At 55.5% G+C, this 14,856-nt stretch carries 17 protein-coding genes; 6 read left to right on the plus strand and 11 right to left on the minus strand.

Annotated features, from left to right (window positions below; translation table 11 throughout):
• Window positions 1-2 precede the first annotated feature (2 nt).
• On the minus strand, window positions 3-824 hold the full coding sequence (locus DFP90_RS05265) for a substrate-binding periplasmic protein (RefSeq protein ID WP_115935322.1): 822 nt from the start codon (window positions 822-824) through the stop codon (window positions 3-5).
• Between the two features lie 167 nt (window positions 825-991).
• On the opposite strand from DFP90_RS05265, the gene DFP90_RS05270 reads away from it, so the two are divergent.
• From DFP90_RS05270 to DFP90_RS05285, 4 genes are read left to right on the plus strand one after another with little or no spacing between them, the layout of a single operon-like run.
• Complete coding sequence (locus DFP90_RS05270; protein WP_115935323.1) at window positions 992-2,857, plus strand: extracellular solute-binding protein; 1,866 nt, start codon at window positions 992-994, stop codon at window positions 2,855-2,857.
• Window positions 2,858-2,859: 2 nt separating this feature from the next.
• Entirely contained in the window at window positions 2,860-3,969 is a 1,110-nt protein-coding gene (locus tag DFP90_RS05275) for a microcin C ABC transporter permease YejB (protein ID WP_115935324.1), read from the plus strand.
• The gene (locus DFP90_RS05280; RefSeq protein ID WP_181905197.1) at window positions 3,966-5,042 is read left to right on the plus strand and encodes an ABC transporter permease; all 1,077 of its coding nucleotides are present in this window, start codon (window positions 3,966-3,968) and stop codon (window positions 5,040-5,042) included. Before DFP90_RS05275 ends, DFP90_RS05280 begins: the two co-directional genes overlap by 4 nt.
• A gap of 3 nt (window positions 5,043-5,045) precedes the next feature.
• On the plus strand, window positions 5,046-6,677 hold the full coding sequence (locus DFP90_RS05285) for an ABC transporter ATP-binding protein (protein WP_115935326.1): 1,632 nt from the start codon (window positions 5,046-5,048) through the stop codon (window positions 6,675-6,677).
• A gap of 6 nt (window positions 6,678-6,683) precedes the next feature.
• Here the strand turns inward: DFP90_RS05285 and DFP90_RS05290 are convergent, their stop codons facing one another.
• The 10 genes from DFP90_RS05290 to DFP90_RS05335 form a co-directional block, all read right to left on the minus strand.
• Window positions 6,684-7,031: a MarR family transcriptional regulator gene (locus DFP90_RS05290; protein WP_115935327.1), complete on the minus strand. Its 348-nt coding sequence runs from the start codon at window positions 7,029-7,031 to the stop codon at window positions 6,684-6,686.
• A gap of 51 nt (window positions 7,032-7,082) precedes the next feature.
• Window positions 7,083-8,480: a leucyl aminopeptidase family protein gene (locus DFP90_RS05295; protein ID WP_342767792.1), complete on the minus strand. Its 1,398-nt coding sequence runs from the start codon at window positions 8,478-8,480 to the stop codon at window positions 7,083-7,085.
• Between the two features lie 65 nt (window positions 8,481-8,545).
• Window positions 8,546-9,322, minus strand: coding sequence for an EipB family protein (locus DFP90_RS05300; RefSeq protein ID WP_115935329.1), 777 nt, complete (start codon window positions 9,320-9,322; stop codon window positions 8,546-8,548).
• 33 nt (window positions 9,323-9,355) lie between these two features.
• On the minus strand, window positions 9,356-9,778 hold the full coding sequence (locus DFP90_RS05305) for a secondary thiamine-phosphate synthase enzyme YjbQ (protein WP_115935330.1): 423 nt from the start codon (window positions 9,776-9,778) through the stop codon (window positions 9,356-9,358).
• A 14-nt stretch (window positions 9,779-9,792) separates the two neighbouring features.
• A complete protein-coding gene (locus tag DFP90_RS05310; RefSeq protein ID WP_115935331.1) occupies window positions 9,793-10,131 on the minus strand; it encodes a hypothetical protein in 339 nt (112 codons plus the stop codon).
• A 154-nt stretch (window positions 10,132-10,285) separates the two neighbouring features.
• Window positions 10,286-10,777 carry a F0F1 ATP synthase subunit B family protein gene (locus DFP90_RS05315; RefSeq protein WP_115935332.1) on the minus strand — a complete coding sequence of 164 codons (492 nt, stop codon included), beginning with the start codon at window positions 10,775-10,777 and terminating at the stop codon, window positions 10,286-10,288.
• Window positions 10,778-10,790: 13 nt separating this feature from the next.
• Window positions 10,791-11,363: a F0F1 ATP synthase subunit B family protein gene (locus DFP90_RS05320; protein WP_115935333.1), complete on the minus strand. Its 573-nt coding sequence runs from the start codon at window positions 11,361-11,363 to the stop codon at window positions 10,791-10,793.
• Between the two features lie 81 nt (window positions 11,364-11,444).
• Complete coding sequence (locus DFP90_RS05325; protein WP_115935334.1) at window positions 11,445-11,669, minus strand: ATP synthase subunit C family protein; 225 nt, start codon at window positions 11,667-11,669, stop codon at window positions 11,445-11,447.
• Between the two features lie 90 nt (window positions 11,670-11,759).
• The gene (locus DFP90_RS05330; RefSeq protein ID WP_115935335.1) at window positions 11,760-12,494 is read right to left on the minus strand and encodes a F0F1 ATP synthase subunit A; all 735 of its coding nucleotides are present in this window, start codon (window positions 12,492-12,494) and stop codon (window positions 11,760-11,762) included.
• A 48-nt stretch (window positions 12,495-12,542) separates the two neighbouring features.
• A complete protein-coding gene (locus tag DFP90_RS05335; RefSeq protein WP_115935336.1) occupies window positions 12,543-12,923 on the minus strand; it encodes an AtpZ/AtpI family protein in 381 nt (126 codons plus the stop codon).
• Between the two features lie 256 nt (window positions 12,924-13,179).
• Between DFP90_RS05335 and DFP90_RS05340 the strand changes: the two genes are divergently transcribed.
• Both DFP90_RS05340 and DFP90_RS05345 read left to right on the plus strand, forming a co-directional pair.
• Window positions 13,180-14,172 carry an ATP-binding protein gene (locus DFP90_RS05340; protein ID WP_115935337.1) on the plus strand — a complete coding sequence of 331 codons (993 nt, stop codon included), beginning with the start codon at window positions 13,180-13,182 and terminating at the stop codon, window positions 14,170-14,172.
• An 18-nt stretch (window positions 14,173-14,190) separates the two neighbouring features.
• Window positions 14,191-14,784, plus strand: a complete 594-nt coding sequence (locus DFP90_RS05345) for a hypothetical protein (protein ID WP_147300938.1) — start codon at window positions 14,191-14,193, stop codon at window positions 14,782-14,784.
• Window positions 14,785-14,856: the final 72 nt, after the last annotated feature.

Consider the following 14,856-nt stretch of genomic DNA (forward strand, 5'->3'; position numbering starts at 1 on the left):
CCCTAACCGGCCGGGTTCAGGAAAAAGCGCTCTACGATCCGGTCAATCTGACCATCTGCCTTCATTTGGCGCAAAACCTCATTCAATTGACGGACCAGGGCATCCTTGTATGCAAACCTGCCATTGTCTCGATCTGTGAATCCCACATACCCCCATTCTCCGGATGCTATGGCCCCCTGGATGATCCTGACTTGGACCGGGTCATATTCTCCTCGGCTTTGTAGACGGGCCAGCTCCCATCGGATCGCCTGAGCATCATTGATGTAACAATCCACCCGCCCCTGGATCAGCATTTTCAAACCGTGCACCGCACTGGTCACCTCATTCAGCTCTATATTTCCCTGTTCGACCGCATCGAAAAATACCGGTCCCGGCGAGAGATACCCGCGGTTATTGGCAATGCGAAGCCCGAAATAGTCATCCGGCCAGGCCGATTTATCCTGTTGCAAGTGCGATGCCCTGCAGAAAACCGCCACCTTTTCCAGCAGGATCGGCTCGGAATAGGGTTTCATGAAGGGCCGTTCTTCCGGCTTGTAATAGGGCGGGATGATCGCCAAGGCATCTCCCGATTCAATCAGCGCAATGGCCCGTTTCCACGGCAACATGCGAAAGGAGACGTCGAAATCCGTCATCTTGGCAAAGGCTGCGGTCAGGATTCTGACATAAATGCCTTTGGGCAATCCACCTTCCAGATAGGAATAGGGGCGATAGTTTTCCTCGGCCACAAATTCGACAATGACAGGTTCCGCCGAAGCAGAGTGCCCCGCGAAGATGAACAGCATGCCCGCCAGAATTTTTTTCCAGTTTTCTGCCATGCGGGCCATGATAGAACCCTTATGTTAAAAAATCGTTCTCTTGTTAAACGGCCTCATATAAAATTTGACAAGAATAGCAGGCTAAGGTCTTATATTTAACGCTTTTTTTAGAAAAACCGGGCCATACTGGCGATCCAGTCCAGAATGAACAAAACAGCCTATATGACAGGGGTGAAATGCGGGCCTTCGCAACTTTCCTGACGTCCAGCATCCTATTCATGCTGGCACCGTTCGCTCTCGCAGCCGACATGATAGACGGCGTTCCCGGCCGCCATGCCATCGCGATGCATGGCATTCCGAAATATCCACCTGGCTTTACCCATTTCGACTATGTGAACCCGGATGCGCCCAAGGGCGGCAGCATGAAACAGGCAACGATCAGCGACGGCTTCGACAGTTTTAACCCTATCATTCCCAAAGGCCATACGGCGGTCGGCCTCTCTTTGATCTATAGCGGCCTGATGACAAAATCAGGTGATGAACCTTTCACCATGTATGGGGAACTGGCGGAACTGATCTATCTCCCCGCCGACAGATCCTGGGTGGCTTTCAGGCTTCGCGAAACAGCCAGGTGGCATGACGGCCAGCCCATCACCGCCGATGACGTGATCTGGTCATTTGAAACCATTCTTGAGCACGGCTCCCCTCAGGAGAGGCAGTATTATGCGGATGTCGACCGACTGGAAAAGCTCGATGAACGGACCGTCCGTTTCCTCTTCAAGACAAACACCAATAAAGAACTGCCCCTGATCCTTGGTGATCTGACCATTTTGCCCAAACATTACTGGACCAGCGAAGACAGGGACATCACCAAAACAACGCTCACTCCCCCCTTGGGAAGCGGCCCCTACAAGATTGAGAAATTCGAGGTCAACCGAAGCATCAGCTACAAGCGCGTGGAGACCTATTGGGGCCGTGACATTCCCGTCCATAAGGGCCGCTATAATTTTGACCGCCTGCAATATGACTATTACCAGGAGCACAATATCGCCCTGGAAGCCCTGAAGGCTGGCGAGCTGGATTACCGCTGGGAGAATACATCCAAGAACTGGGCCCGCGAATATGAGATTCCGGCTGTCAAAGAAGGCCGCCTGATCAAGTTACGGACTGACGACATCACAACCCAGGTCATGCTGGGCCTGATCTTCAATCAGAGGAAAGATCTTTTCCAGGATCGAAAGGTTCGACAGGCCCTGTCGTATGTTTTTGATTTCACCTGGGCCAACGAGAATATTTTCTTCGGACAATACAGCCGTTTGAGAAGCTTTTTCGGTAAAGGGGACCTCGCCGCCACAGGTATCCCGACGGGTCGGGAACTGGAAATCCTCAATCAATATCGTGACCGCCTGCCCCCCGAGCTTTTCACCCGGGAATATTCCCCCCCCTCCACCGACAAGCCTGGCGATCAGCGGCGAAATCTTCTAGAGGCGGCCCGGTTGCTGAAAGAAGCGGGGTGGGTCATTGATCCCGATACATTGATGCTGGTTCACGGTGAAACGGGAAAACCATTTAAATTTGACATTATGATGTCCGGCAAGACCCTTGAAGCGGTCATGCTGACCATACGGCGCAGTCTGAAGCGGCTCGGCATTGCCGTGGAGCTCAAAATCGTTGATTCCGCACAGTACGGCCAAAGGGTCCGTAATTATGATTATGACGTCATTTACCTGGGATGGGCCCAGGCGCAGTCCCCCGGCAATGAACAGCGCTTCTATTGGGGCAGCGCGGCCGCAGACCAGCCGGGGACCCGGAATTACATGGGGCTCAAGGATCCCATTGTCGACGAGTTGATTGAATTGGTCGTCAATGCCCCTGACCGGCAGGAACTGGAAGCGAGGACCCGAGCACTCGACCGGGTTCTGCAATGGCATTATCTTCTTATTCCAACCTATTATGGCGATTTTGACCGCCACGCCTTTTGGAATAAATACCGTTATCCGGAAACTGCGCCCACGATGGGGTATGATCTAACCACCTGGTGGTATGATCCGGACTTGGCCCGCCAAAACGGGCTGTCAGCAACCGACACGGCAGGAGGGTGACCATGTCTGCCTATATCATCCGCCGTCTTTTCCTTATTGTTCCCACGCTCTTTTTGATCGTCCTGATCAATTTCGCCATTGTCCAATTTGCCCCTGGCGGCCCGGTCGAACAGGCAATCGCCGAGATTGAAGGGCTCTCAACCTCTGCGACCGCACGCCTCGGCGGCGGTGTGCAGCAAGCGGAACAGGGAACTCTTCCCGTTGCCAGAGGCAGCGACAGCGAAAGCAGTTATCGCGGGTCACGGGGACTGGATCCGGAAATCATTGCCGAGATTGAAAAACGTTTCGGTTTTGACAAACCCGCCCATGAACGCTTCTGGATGATGCTGCGGGATTATCTCACTTTCAATTTCGGCGAGAGCTATTACCAGGATCGCAAAGTGGTCGATCTGGTCCTGGAAAAAATGCCCGTCTCAATCTCGCTTGGTCTTTGGACCATGCTGATTACCTATCTGGTCTCGATCCCGCTGGGCATTGCCAAGGCGGTGCGCGACGGCACCCCGTTCGATGTCTGGACCAGCGGCATCGTCATCATCGGTGCGGCAATCCCATCCTTTCTGTTTGCCGTACTGTTGATCGTCCTATTTGCAGGCGGCCGCTATCTGGACTGGTTCCCCTTGCGGGACCTGGTATCCGACAACTGGGACATGATGAGCTGGCCGGAGAGGATCGTTGATTATTTCTGGCATCTGGCGTTACCGATCACCGCCATGGTGATTGGCGGTTTCGCCGGTCTAACCATGCTGACAAAAAATTCCTTCCTGGATCAGATCAATATGCAATATGTCGTGACCGCCAGGGCGAAGGGCTTGACCGAAAGAAGAGTTTTATACGGCCATGTGTTCCGCAACGGTATGCTGATCGTCATTGCCGGTTTCCCGGCGGCATTTATCGGCATTCTCTTCACCGGTGCCTTGCTGATCGAGATTATCTTTTCGCTCGACGGGCTGGGGCGCCTGGGTTGGGAAGCCGTCATCAACCGGGATTATCCGGTCATGTTTGCCAGCCTCTATTTCTTCACCCTGCTGGGGCTGGTCATGGGAATCGTCAACGATGTGATGTATATGCTGATCGATCCCCGCATCGATTTCGAAGCGCAGGGAGACCGATGATGGCGACAATCACGAAGCCCCTCCGGCACAGGGTCCTGGGTCTTTCCGTTTCGCCGGTGACCTGGCGCCGGGTCCAGCGTTTCAAGGCCAACAAAAGAGCTTATTGGTCCCTCTGGATTTTCCTGGCCCTGTTTTTCATCAGCCTGTTTGCAGATTTCATTGCCAATGACCGCCCTTTGGTTGTCTATCACAATGATCAGCTGTTTTTTCCTGCCGTTAAAGCCTATCCGGAAACCGCCTATGGAGGCGCGTTTGAAACGGAGGCCGATTACAACGACCCCTACCTGATTGATCTGATTCAACAGGATGGCTGGATGATCCGGCCAATCATCCCCCATCGTTATGACAGCTATGTCGTCGGACTTGAAACCCCATCGCCTTCCCCACCGACCCTGAAAAACTGGCTTGGAACCGATGATCAGGCCCGTGATGTTGTCGCCCGCCTAATTTATGGATTTCGGATTTCCGTGCTGTTCGGCCTGATCCTGACCCTGCTCAGCTCCGTTGTCGGGATCGCGGCCGGTTTGATCCAGGGATATTTCGGCGGCTACACGGACCTTCTGGGCCAGCGTTTCATCGAAGTCTGGGGCAGTCTGCCGCAATTGTTCATTCTGATGATCCTCGCCAGCATGATCACACCAACTTTCTGGTGGCTGCTTGGCCTGCTGTTGCTGTTTAGCTGGACCGCGCTGACCGGAGTGGTCCGGGCAGAGACCCTGCGGGCCAGAAATCTGGAATATGTCCGCGCGGCCCGCGCGCTGGGCGTGCGCAATCAGGTTTTGATGTTCCGCCATATCCTACCCAATGCAATGGTCGCGACCGTCACCTATCTGCCTTTCATTGCCTCAGGCTCTCTGGTCGCGCTAACCTCCTTGGATTTCCTGGGCTTCGGCCTGCCGCCGGGCTCTCCCTCGCTTGGTGAAATGTTGCAACAGGGGCGTTCCAACCTGTTCGCGCCCTGGCTCACTTTCACTGCATTCTTTACGGTGGCAATCATGCTGTCACTGCTGGTTTTTATTGGCGAAGGCGTCCGCGATGCGTTCGATCCCCGCAAATCCGTGATGGAGGGATGATCCATGTCCGACACTCTGCTTGACGTTCAAAACCTCTCTGTCGATTTCCGCAGTCCTGCCGGTATCAACCGCGCGGTCGATAATGTCAGCTTTTCCATCAGGAAGGGGGAGACACTGGCCCTTGTGGGAGAGTCCGGATCGGGCAAATCCGTGACCGCACTTTCGATCCTGCAACTTCTGCCCTACCCCACGGCCATGCATCCCCAAAGCAGCTCGATCCGGTATCAAGGCGAGGAAATGATCGGCGCGCCTGAGCGCAAATTACGCGGTATGCGCGGCAACAAGGCCGCCATGATCTTCCAAGAGCCGATGACCTCACTCAACCCGCTCCACAGCATTGAAAAACAGGTTCGGGAAGCCCTGATCATCCATAAGGGTATGACGGTGTCCCAGGCCCGCCCGCGGGTGCTGGAACTGCTCCGCCTGGTCGGCATCCGCGCGCCGGAGAAGCGCCTGAACGCCTATCCCCATGAATTATCCGGCGGCCAGCGCCAGCGGGTGATGATTGCCATGGCCCTGGCAAATGAACCAGACCTTTTGATCGCGGACGAGCCGACAACCGCGCTGGATGTCACGATCCAGGCGCAGATTCTAAAATTGCTGAAAGAATTGCAGGAAAAGTTCGGCATGGCGATTTTGTTTATCACCCATGACCTTGGCATCGTTCGGAAAATGGCCGACCGGGTTTGCGTTATGCAACAGGGTCGCATTGTTGAAGCGGATGAAACCGCCGCCCTATTTGCCAACCCCACCCATGACTATACCCGACGCCTTCTGGCCGCCGAACCCAAAGGTCTGAAAGAGCCGGCACCGGCCGGATCTCCGGTGGTTATGGAAGGACGCGATATCAAGGTATGGTTCCCGATCAAGCGCGGCGTTTTCCGGCGCACAGTGGATCATATCAAGGCCGTCAACGGCATCACACTGGAAATCCGCGAGGGCCAGACTGTCGGTGTGGTGGGTGAATCCGGGTCCGGCAAGACCACGTTGGGCATGGCATTGCTGCGGTTGCTGCCATCAAACGGGCCGATCCTGTTCCAGGGACAGGCCATTGACGCGATGAATGAACGAAGCCTCCGGCCCCTACGTAATGAGATGCAGGTGGTGTTTCAGGACCCGTTTGGCAGCCTGAGCCCGCGCATGCCGGTGGGGGAGATTATCGGCGAGGGTCTGCGTGTCCATGAAAGCGCGCTGGATGCCGGTGCCCGGGATGCTCGGGTGGTCGAAGCCCTGCAAGAGGTTCAATTGGATCCGGAATGCCGGTTCCGCTACCCTCATGAATTTTCCGGCGGCCAGCGCCAGCGCATTGCCATTGCCCGGGCCTTGATTTTAAAACCGCGCTTCATCGTGCTGGATGAACCCACCTCCGCGCTGGATATGTCGGTTCAGGTCGAGATTGTTGATCTGCTGCGGGACCTTCAAAAGAAACACAAGCTGGCCTATCTGTTCATCAGCCATGACCTGAAGGTGGTCCGCGCCATGTCCGACCAGGTTATTGTTATGCAACATGGTGAAGTCGTGGAACAGGGCAGCGCCCAGGAAATATTCGAATCCCCCGCCCAGGAATACACCAAGGCCCTGATGGCTGCCGCCTTTGACCTGGAGGCCGATGGAAGCGGTACAGTCGCCGTTTAACGCGGCCTATTCCGCCTTGGCACCGGCCTGGATAATCAATTCTGCAAATTCGGAGAGATAAACCGAGCCTTTGACCGTGCGCTGGACATTGACCGAACGCCGGTCTTTTTCATCCGGCTTGCGCCGGATCATGCCAAGCTCGGACAGACGGTCCAATGCCCGCGTGATCGCAGGCTTGGACACTTTCAGCTGATCCGCCAGACCGCGCACCGTGTGCGGCGGCTGGGTGAGATAGACTGTGGTCAGAACAGCCATCTGGCGCGCCGACAGGTCCGGTGCATCGCCCCGGACACTTTCAGTGATGGCCTCTTGCCAGATAGTAAGAGCCTGATTTTGAGATAATTTTACAGTCATATCGATTGCGTTATGAAACCCAGAAAAACTTAAAGACTATCCTTTGGGCTTTCAAGACGCTTTGCCGAACCGACTGCGCAAATAGCTGTAAACAGCGCGGATTCCCTGGGCTTCACCGCCTTCCGGTCGACCATTCTTGGTCGCCGTGTTCCAGGCCATTACATCCAAATGACACCAGCTCTGCCCCTTGGGGAGGAACTCTTTCAGGAACAGGGCAGCGGTGATCGCCCCCCCATAACCGGATGTGGAACAGTTTGAAATATCAGCGATTTTACTGTCCAGCATCGACCTGTAAGGCTTGTGCAACGGCATCCGCCAGACCAGGTCCGAATCGATGGTGGAAAAATCAAACAGACCATCGGCCAACTCATCATCATCGGTGAAGAAGGATGGAACATCGGTCCCAAGGGCCACGCGCGATGCCCCGGTCAGGGTCGCGAAATCAAAAATCACTTCCGGTTTTTCCTCACCCGCCAGGTCCAGCGCATCGGCCAGCACCAGGCGCCCCTCGGCATCGGTATTACCGATCTCAACGGTCATGCCGTTGCGCGCCTTGATGATATCCATCGGCCGGAAGGCATTGCCTGCAACCGAGTTTTCCACCGCAGGCACCAAGACACGCAGGCGCACATCCAGCCCTGTGCCCATGATCATGCTCGCCAGACCCAGCACCTGGGCAGCACCGCCCATGTCCTTTTTCATCATCAGCATGTTATTAGAGGGTTTCAGATCCAACCCGCCCGTATCAAAGCAGACCCCTTTGCCGACCAGGGTCACCTTCGGCGCATCCTCACGGCCCCAGACCAGGTCTATCAGGCGCGGAGCCCGGTCACTGGCACGGCCCACCGCATGGATCAGTGGGAAATTGTCTTTCAACAGATCCTCGCCCACGGTCACTTTGACAGAGGCATTGAAATTCTGTGCCAGCGCCTGTGCGGCGGAAGCCAGCTCCTCCGGCCCCATATCGCTGGCCGGTGTGGTCGTCAGGTCACGGGTCAGGTAAATTCCCTCCGCCATTGCCTGAACCGTGCCTTGATCGGCCTTTTCCGGCCAGATCAGAGCCCTTACATCAGTTTCGTCCTGCTCTTTCTTGTAGCGGATAAAACGGTATGCGCCCATGGCCCAACCCAATGCAGCCTGATGCGCCTCTTCCGGATCCAAATCGCCAGCAATCCGATAGCTGCCGGCCGGCAGTTTCATCGCCGCCCCGCCCCAGGACCAGAGCAATTCATCCCGGTCCGTGCCGACCAGCGCCGCCTCAATCCCGTCGCTGCCGGGTAACAGCAAAACCGTGCCGGATGCCGCCTTGAAATCCTGTGCCTTGACCCAATTCTGATGCGCAGACCCATCTCCCTCGAGCCAATCCGAAAGCCCCTCGCTATCCACAGGAATCAGGGTAACGGTCTTATCGTCGGCTTTATCCAGGAAGCAGTTCATCATCAGTCTCATTTGTTGAAAATCAGTGCGAGGAATTTAGTTATAAGCGCTGCCGGGTGATTTGCAATCACCCTGCCTCAGGTACCGTTGCAATCCGGTTTGGCGATCTCTTCCACATGGGTCAGCGTACCGACCAGTTTCATTTCCGGCGAATCAAACTGGACCCGGGTCGTCACGCCGTTGGACAAAAGATCATATTCAATTCCCATGAAGGGTTCCTGGTCCTGGCCATCCAGTTTGAAATAGCTGCTGAGCATTCTCTTTGGCCTGCCTTCCGCAAGACCAGTGTCACCAGCCGGATAGGACCCCGGTTCCGGCAATTCCTTCATCACCATCTCGGTCACCAGATAAGGTTCCTCACCATCACCATCATAGATTTTATGGGATAGGAATTTTTCACCTGCGTCCAAGCCGTCCAGAACCCGGCGCATCGCGGTCACGGGAAAAATCACGTCCTTGGCGATCTTGATCTTTTTCTGTTCCGGTGCCGTCAGATCAATCTCACCGGTGACCGCTGTACCGGCCACTTCCTCGGTCACCTGGCCATTCAGGATCTGCTGGGTGCGAAACTGCATGCGCCGGCCGGCCAGGTCTTCCTGAAAGACAGAGATATTCTGGGTATGGATTTCCGGCATGCCCTGCCCCGCCATCAAAATATCCACACGCACAAACTGGGTCCAGCTGTTGCACCCCTTTTCCAGGCGGGAGATCAACTCGCCCTCCACCTGGCTGACACCGGGAATATTGATCTGTTCTGCCACCATCCGGTAGCGCGCGGAATGGGAGACAGGATCCGCCAGCGCCGACGCACCGCCCACCAACAACAGCAATAGAATATTTCCAAACACCCTCATGATATGCCCCTTCCTGGATGATCTTTCATTGTCTCAATCTTCGCCCATCAGATGCAGCACCACCTGGCGGTCATGGCGCCGATGGCGATGCTCGAACAGATAAATGCCCTGCCAGGTTCCCAACAGCGCCTGGCCCCGGTCAACCGGCACCGACAGGCTAACATCTGTCAGAGCGGCTTTTATATGGGCCGGCATGTCATCGGGACCTTCCATGGTATGACGCAGCCATTCCATGCCTTCCGGCACCAAGCGTTTGAAGAATTCCGAAAGATCCCGCTGCACATCCGGATCGGCATTTTCCTGGATGGTCAAGGAACAGCTGGTATGTCGGCAAAAAACCGTCAGCAGCCCCTGTTCAATGCCGGTTCCACGTATCCAGGACTGAACCTGGCGGGTCATTTCATAAAGCCTCTGTCCGTCGGTCTGGAGGGAGATGGTGGTTTGCGCCTGACGCATGATGATCCTTCCGCCTAGAGCAAATCATCCTGGTCGGCCACCAGGTTGGACAGCGTGGAGAGGTTGGAACGCAGCTTTTGTCGGCCGGTCAACTTACGTTGTGCCGGCAACGGCAGATCGGTGAAATTGATGATATTCTTCGAAATCAGCACGTCGATCAAATCCTCGATGATCCTCGCCATGGCCAAATCACTCTCGAGCAGCTCTTCTTGAGCCGACTTCGAATGACGTGCATTCCGCCGAAAGGCGACGACATCCGGGTGATCATCGGGCAGAAGTTCAGGCTTGGCACCGACCGGTTCCACTGACAGGCCGATGATCTCATTGGACCCATCCCGAATCACATAAGGCATACATATCTCCCAGCGTTACCGTTCCGTCCCGTAATCTAGTGCCAAAGAGAGCCCGGAACAATCACCGAGAGTGGCAAATGCCTGACAGGCAGACAAAAAGAAAAGGACCGGCGAACCGGTCCTTTTCAAATCTTCGGCTGTTTGACAGCGCTTCTTAGTGAAGCTTGCCAGACAGATCCGCAATCGCGGCATCCACAACCTTATCACCGTCACGGCCGGACAGTTTATCGGTCAGGACCTGGGTCGTGGCCGCCATCGCCAGATCAACGGCGAGGTTGCGCACTTCCTGGATTGCGTGGGCTTCCGCCTGGGCGATTTTGTCAGTCGCCTGGGCTTCACGCCGCTTAATATTTTCTTCCAGCTTCGCCTGGGCTTCAGCCTTCAGATGTGCCACTTCGGCTTTCGCGTTGGCAACAATGTCCTTGGCCTGAGCCGTGGCATCGCGCTGCTGACGCTGGATTTCGGCCAAAGCCGCCTGGGCCTGGTCACGCAGGTTTTCCGCGTTTTCCAGTTCCTGGCGAATGGCTTCCGGACGGGCGTTTACCGCAGAGGCAACCGCACTCCGGAATTTCCAGACAACCAACAGGACAAAGAGGACAAAAGCCAGCGCGGTCCAGAAGGAGGTATCGTGAATCAAAGCGTCCATATCATGCCTCCCCTTAACCGTTAGCCTTGGAAGCCGCGTCAAGCGCCTTGGTCACCGCGGCCTGATCGGCAGCATCGCCGGACAGTTTTTCCACAGCGGCCAGAGCCACTTCGCCAGCTACATCCTTGACGCTTTTCAAAGCGGCCTCACGGGCGGCAGAGATACGTTTCTCCGCCTCTTCCGCTTTGACAGCCATGTCGGCATCAAAAGCTTCCAGACGTTTGGCCTGTTCAGCGGCAATCTCTTCGGAAGCCTTGCGCAGGACGGCCTGGGCTTCGGCACGGGCGGATGCCAGTGCTTCTTCCAGATCGGCCTGGGCCTTTTCGGCCTCTTCCTTGAGATCAGCAGCTTTCTGCAGGTCTCCGGACAGCTTCTGCTGACGGTTGGAGAGCGTTTCGCTCACCCGCGGCAGAGCCACTTTCCACATCAGCAGGAACAGGACGGCAAAAGTGACGACAAGCCAGAAGACCTGGGTCGGGTAGCTGACAGGATTCAGCTGCGGCAGACCACCCTCTGCGAGGGCGACGCCGGGCATCATGGCTGCAGCGGCTGCCGCAATCATCATACCTTTTCGTGTCTTAGCCATTTGCCGGCTCCCTAGATCAAATAGTCGTAAAAACGATTCGGGAAGCGGTCCCGTAAGAGACCGCGCCCCGGAAAATCATTCTTATCCGTACAGAACCAGGAAAGCGATCAGCAGGGCGTAGAGAGCAACTGCTTCCACCAGTGCGAAGCCGAGCATGGCTTTCGGGAAGACGGACTTTTCAGAAGCCGGGTTGCGGGCGATGGCCGCAATCATGGAGGAGAAGATGTTACCGATACCGATACCAACACCGGAAAGACCGATAACAGCGAGACCAGCACCAATCAGCTTTGCAGCTTCGAGTTCCATTTTACTATCCTTTTCAGATCTGTTTGACCGGCGGGGGATGGTTTATGGCCCACCGGTCAGGTTGAACTTTTTAATAACGGATTACGTTACTTAGTGGAGATGCAGTGCATCATTGAGATACAGGCACGTCAGTACGGTAAATACATAGGCCTGCAGGAAGGCTACCAGGACTTCAAACCCTGTCAGCGCAACATCCATGATCAGCGGGGCAACACCGAAGAAGCCCAGCGGAACGATAAACCCGGCAAACACCTTCATCATGGTGTGGCCTGCCATCATGTTCGCAAACAGACGAATGGACATGGAGACAGGGCGGGAGAGGTAAGAGATGATTTCGATCGGCACCATGATCGGGATCATGAAGGCCGGAACGCCGGAGGGCACGAAGAAGCTGAAGAAATGCAGCCCGTGCTTGGCGATGCCGACCAGGGTCACGCCCACAAACACAAACACCGCCATCACAGCCGTCACAATGATGTGGCTGGTGAAGGTGAAGCTGTAGGGCAGCAGACCCATCAGGTTGCCGAACAGAACAAACATGAAGAGCGAGAAGATGAACGGGAAGAAGCGGCGGCCTTCGTCGCCTGCATTATCCCGGATCATGCCGCTGATGAATTCGTAAGAGGCTTCGGCCATGGACTGCCAGGCGCCGGGCACCATTTCCCGTTTGCGCATGCCCAACACCATGAAAATGGTGATGGCTGCAACCGTGATCACCATCCAAAGCGCGGAGTTGGTGAAAACGTAGGGAGATTGCTCGGCCAGCGAAACACCTGCTTCACCACCGATTGCTTTAATTTCAAACTGAGCTAATGGACCAGCCACGCTAAACCCCACCTCAAGTAATAGTTCACAGATAAGACCCCGACCAGCTTAACGCCGGTTGGGATCGCTCTCGTCTTTGTCGCCTTCTTCCCCGTCGGCCGGGTGATATCCGACTGCGCTATCGTAGCCAAGGGCCGCGCGATAGACATTCATGATACCTGAGGCCGCCCCCAGGAAGAAAAAGGCGATCATGAACCACGGGCCGGTCTCCAGCCAGCGATCCAGGAAATACCCTATTCCAACACCGATCATCAAAGCCGCGACAAGTTCCGTCCCAAGACGGATGGCAAATGAAAGCCCCCGGGCCTGGTCACCGTTTCCGCGATCCTTGCCGAGTTTTTGACGCTGGCTCAGCCCGGCATGATCTTTTGCCGCCCTGATTTTTGCGTCCAACTCGTCCAAGGAGGGCTTTTTTCCGCCCTCGGTCATGGTTCCCCGTGCACTCCTGCCTGCCGCGCCGTAAAAGCGCTGAAATTCGCCGCGCACATTAAAGAGGCGCTTGCCGCAAGTCAAGCTGACTCACACTGCCAATTTCACTCTGCTGCCGAAGCCGTGCCGGAGGGTCCAAAGTCCCGGTTCGTCCGATTGTCCGGCATTAAATTTTTGGTAGCAAATATCCTCTATGCTGGAAGATGTTATGGGCGGGTGCGCCCGCCTGTCAGGGAAGAAAAAGACGGTCCGGTAGATGCTCAGGACGATCCTGTTGGTTTTGGAAGATACAGCGGCACGTGAGCGGTTGAACAAGCTGATCACGGAGTGGGGCTATTTTGTGATTCCCGTCTTTGTGCCGGGTGAACTGCCGACCTTCATCGAAAAATGCAATCCGGATGCCGTGCTGGCCAACGGATTTCTGGTCAATAAAGAGCCAGATTGCCTCGCCCGCCTGACCAGGCTATGGGAACGACAAAATCTAAAAGCGGATTTCATCTATCTGGAGGGGCATCAATGCGCGCCCGCCTACCCCCCCAATAACCTGCCGCCTTTTTTTACCGGGCGCGCCTTCATCGATGACGACAAAAGCCTGCTGCGCGCCTTGAGCGAGGTATTCTCTCTGGCCCCCCTGCCCAAACGGCGCACCGGCGCGGAACTGACCCAGATATTCAGGATGCTGCAAACCCCCGACGGTGAAAACTTCCTGGATTTCGATCTGGAACAGGATGTGACGGAAGGGTTGGAGCGGGTCGGCAAACTGATCGAAAATCCGACCGACCGGCTGAACGAACAGGATCAGGCGGAATTCAAGGTTCAGACCCTCTCCGAGGCCGAAAATGTTGCCTCGGCGATCGCCAATGTTTGTCCCGATCCGGTCATGGCAGGTCTCGGGCTCCGGGAATTGATGATCAATGCGATCGAACATGGCAATCTGGGCATCAGCCATGCTGAGAAAGCCCAGCTGGTGCGGGAAGCGACCTGGGAGCAGGAAATAAAGCGCAGGCTGGGTCTGGCTGAAAACCGCGAAAAATATGTCCAGGTGGAATTTGAGCGCCGGAACGACCGGATCATTGTTGAAATCCGGGATCAGGGCAAAGGCTTTGATTGGCGGATCTATATGGATTCCGTCATGAACCCGTCATTAAAACCTCATGGGCGCGGCATTTCCATTGCAACCCTCATCGCATTTGATAGTGTGGAATATAAAGGCCGGGGCAATGAGGTCCAGGTCATGATAAAATGTTGAATTTCCAGTTCAAATATCATGAGCACAGCAAATATTAGACGCGTGTTTCTCGGCCTTGCCGCCGCCGTTTTCCTGCAGGCACCGGGCCTGGCCCAGGCCAAGCTGTTCCTGTCCCAGGGGACCGATCCGCGCACCAAGAAAGAATATAGCGGGGTTGCGATCCTCTCGGAAGACAAGCGCGCGCAGCTGCATTTCCAGTGCAATCCGACCAATTCGGTGCCGCGAATCATCTTCAACAACCTGGAACCGCTGGCCGAGCTTTCCCTACCCTTCAAATTTTTCTACCAGATCGATGACAACGATGTTTATTGGCATTATTTCCTGGTGGAAAACGATCCCAAACGCGGCACTTTTTATGTCCGCCACACCGAGATTTACAACGAGCGCTTCGGGGTCGCACCGGAATTCATCGACCAGCAGACAGGCCTGGTTTCCCTCGCTTTTCGCGGCTGGGTCGATGCCATCCATCATTCATTGGTGGAGGAATTCATGGAAGGCAGCTTTGCCAAGGTCCAGGTGGTCGATGACAAGGACCAACCCCATGACTTCACCTTCGACCTAAAAGGGTTCGGCAAGCTGGCCAAAGAGCGTATGGATTGTTTGGAGCCGTGACGGCGACTGAACCCATCCATTGATTTTTATTTCCGGCAACGTTGCTTACTGCCCGGGATCCAGGGCAACGGA

Source organism: Aestuariispira insulae (genome assembly GCF_003385955.1).
Taxonomy (GTDB): domain Bacteria; phylum Pseudomonadota; class Alphaproteobacteria; order UBA8366; family Aestuariispiraceae; genus Aestuariispira; species Aestuariispira insulae.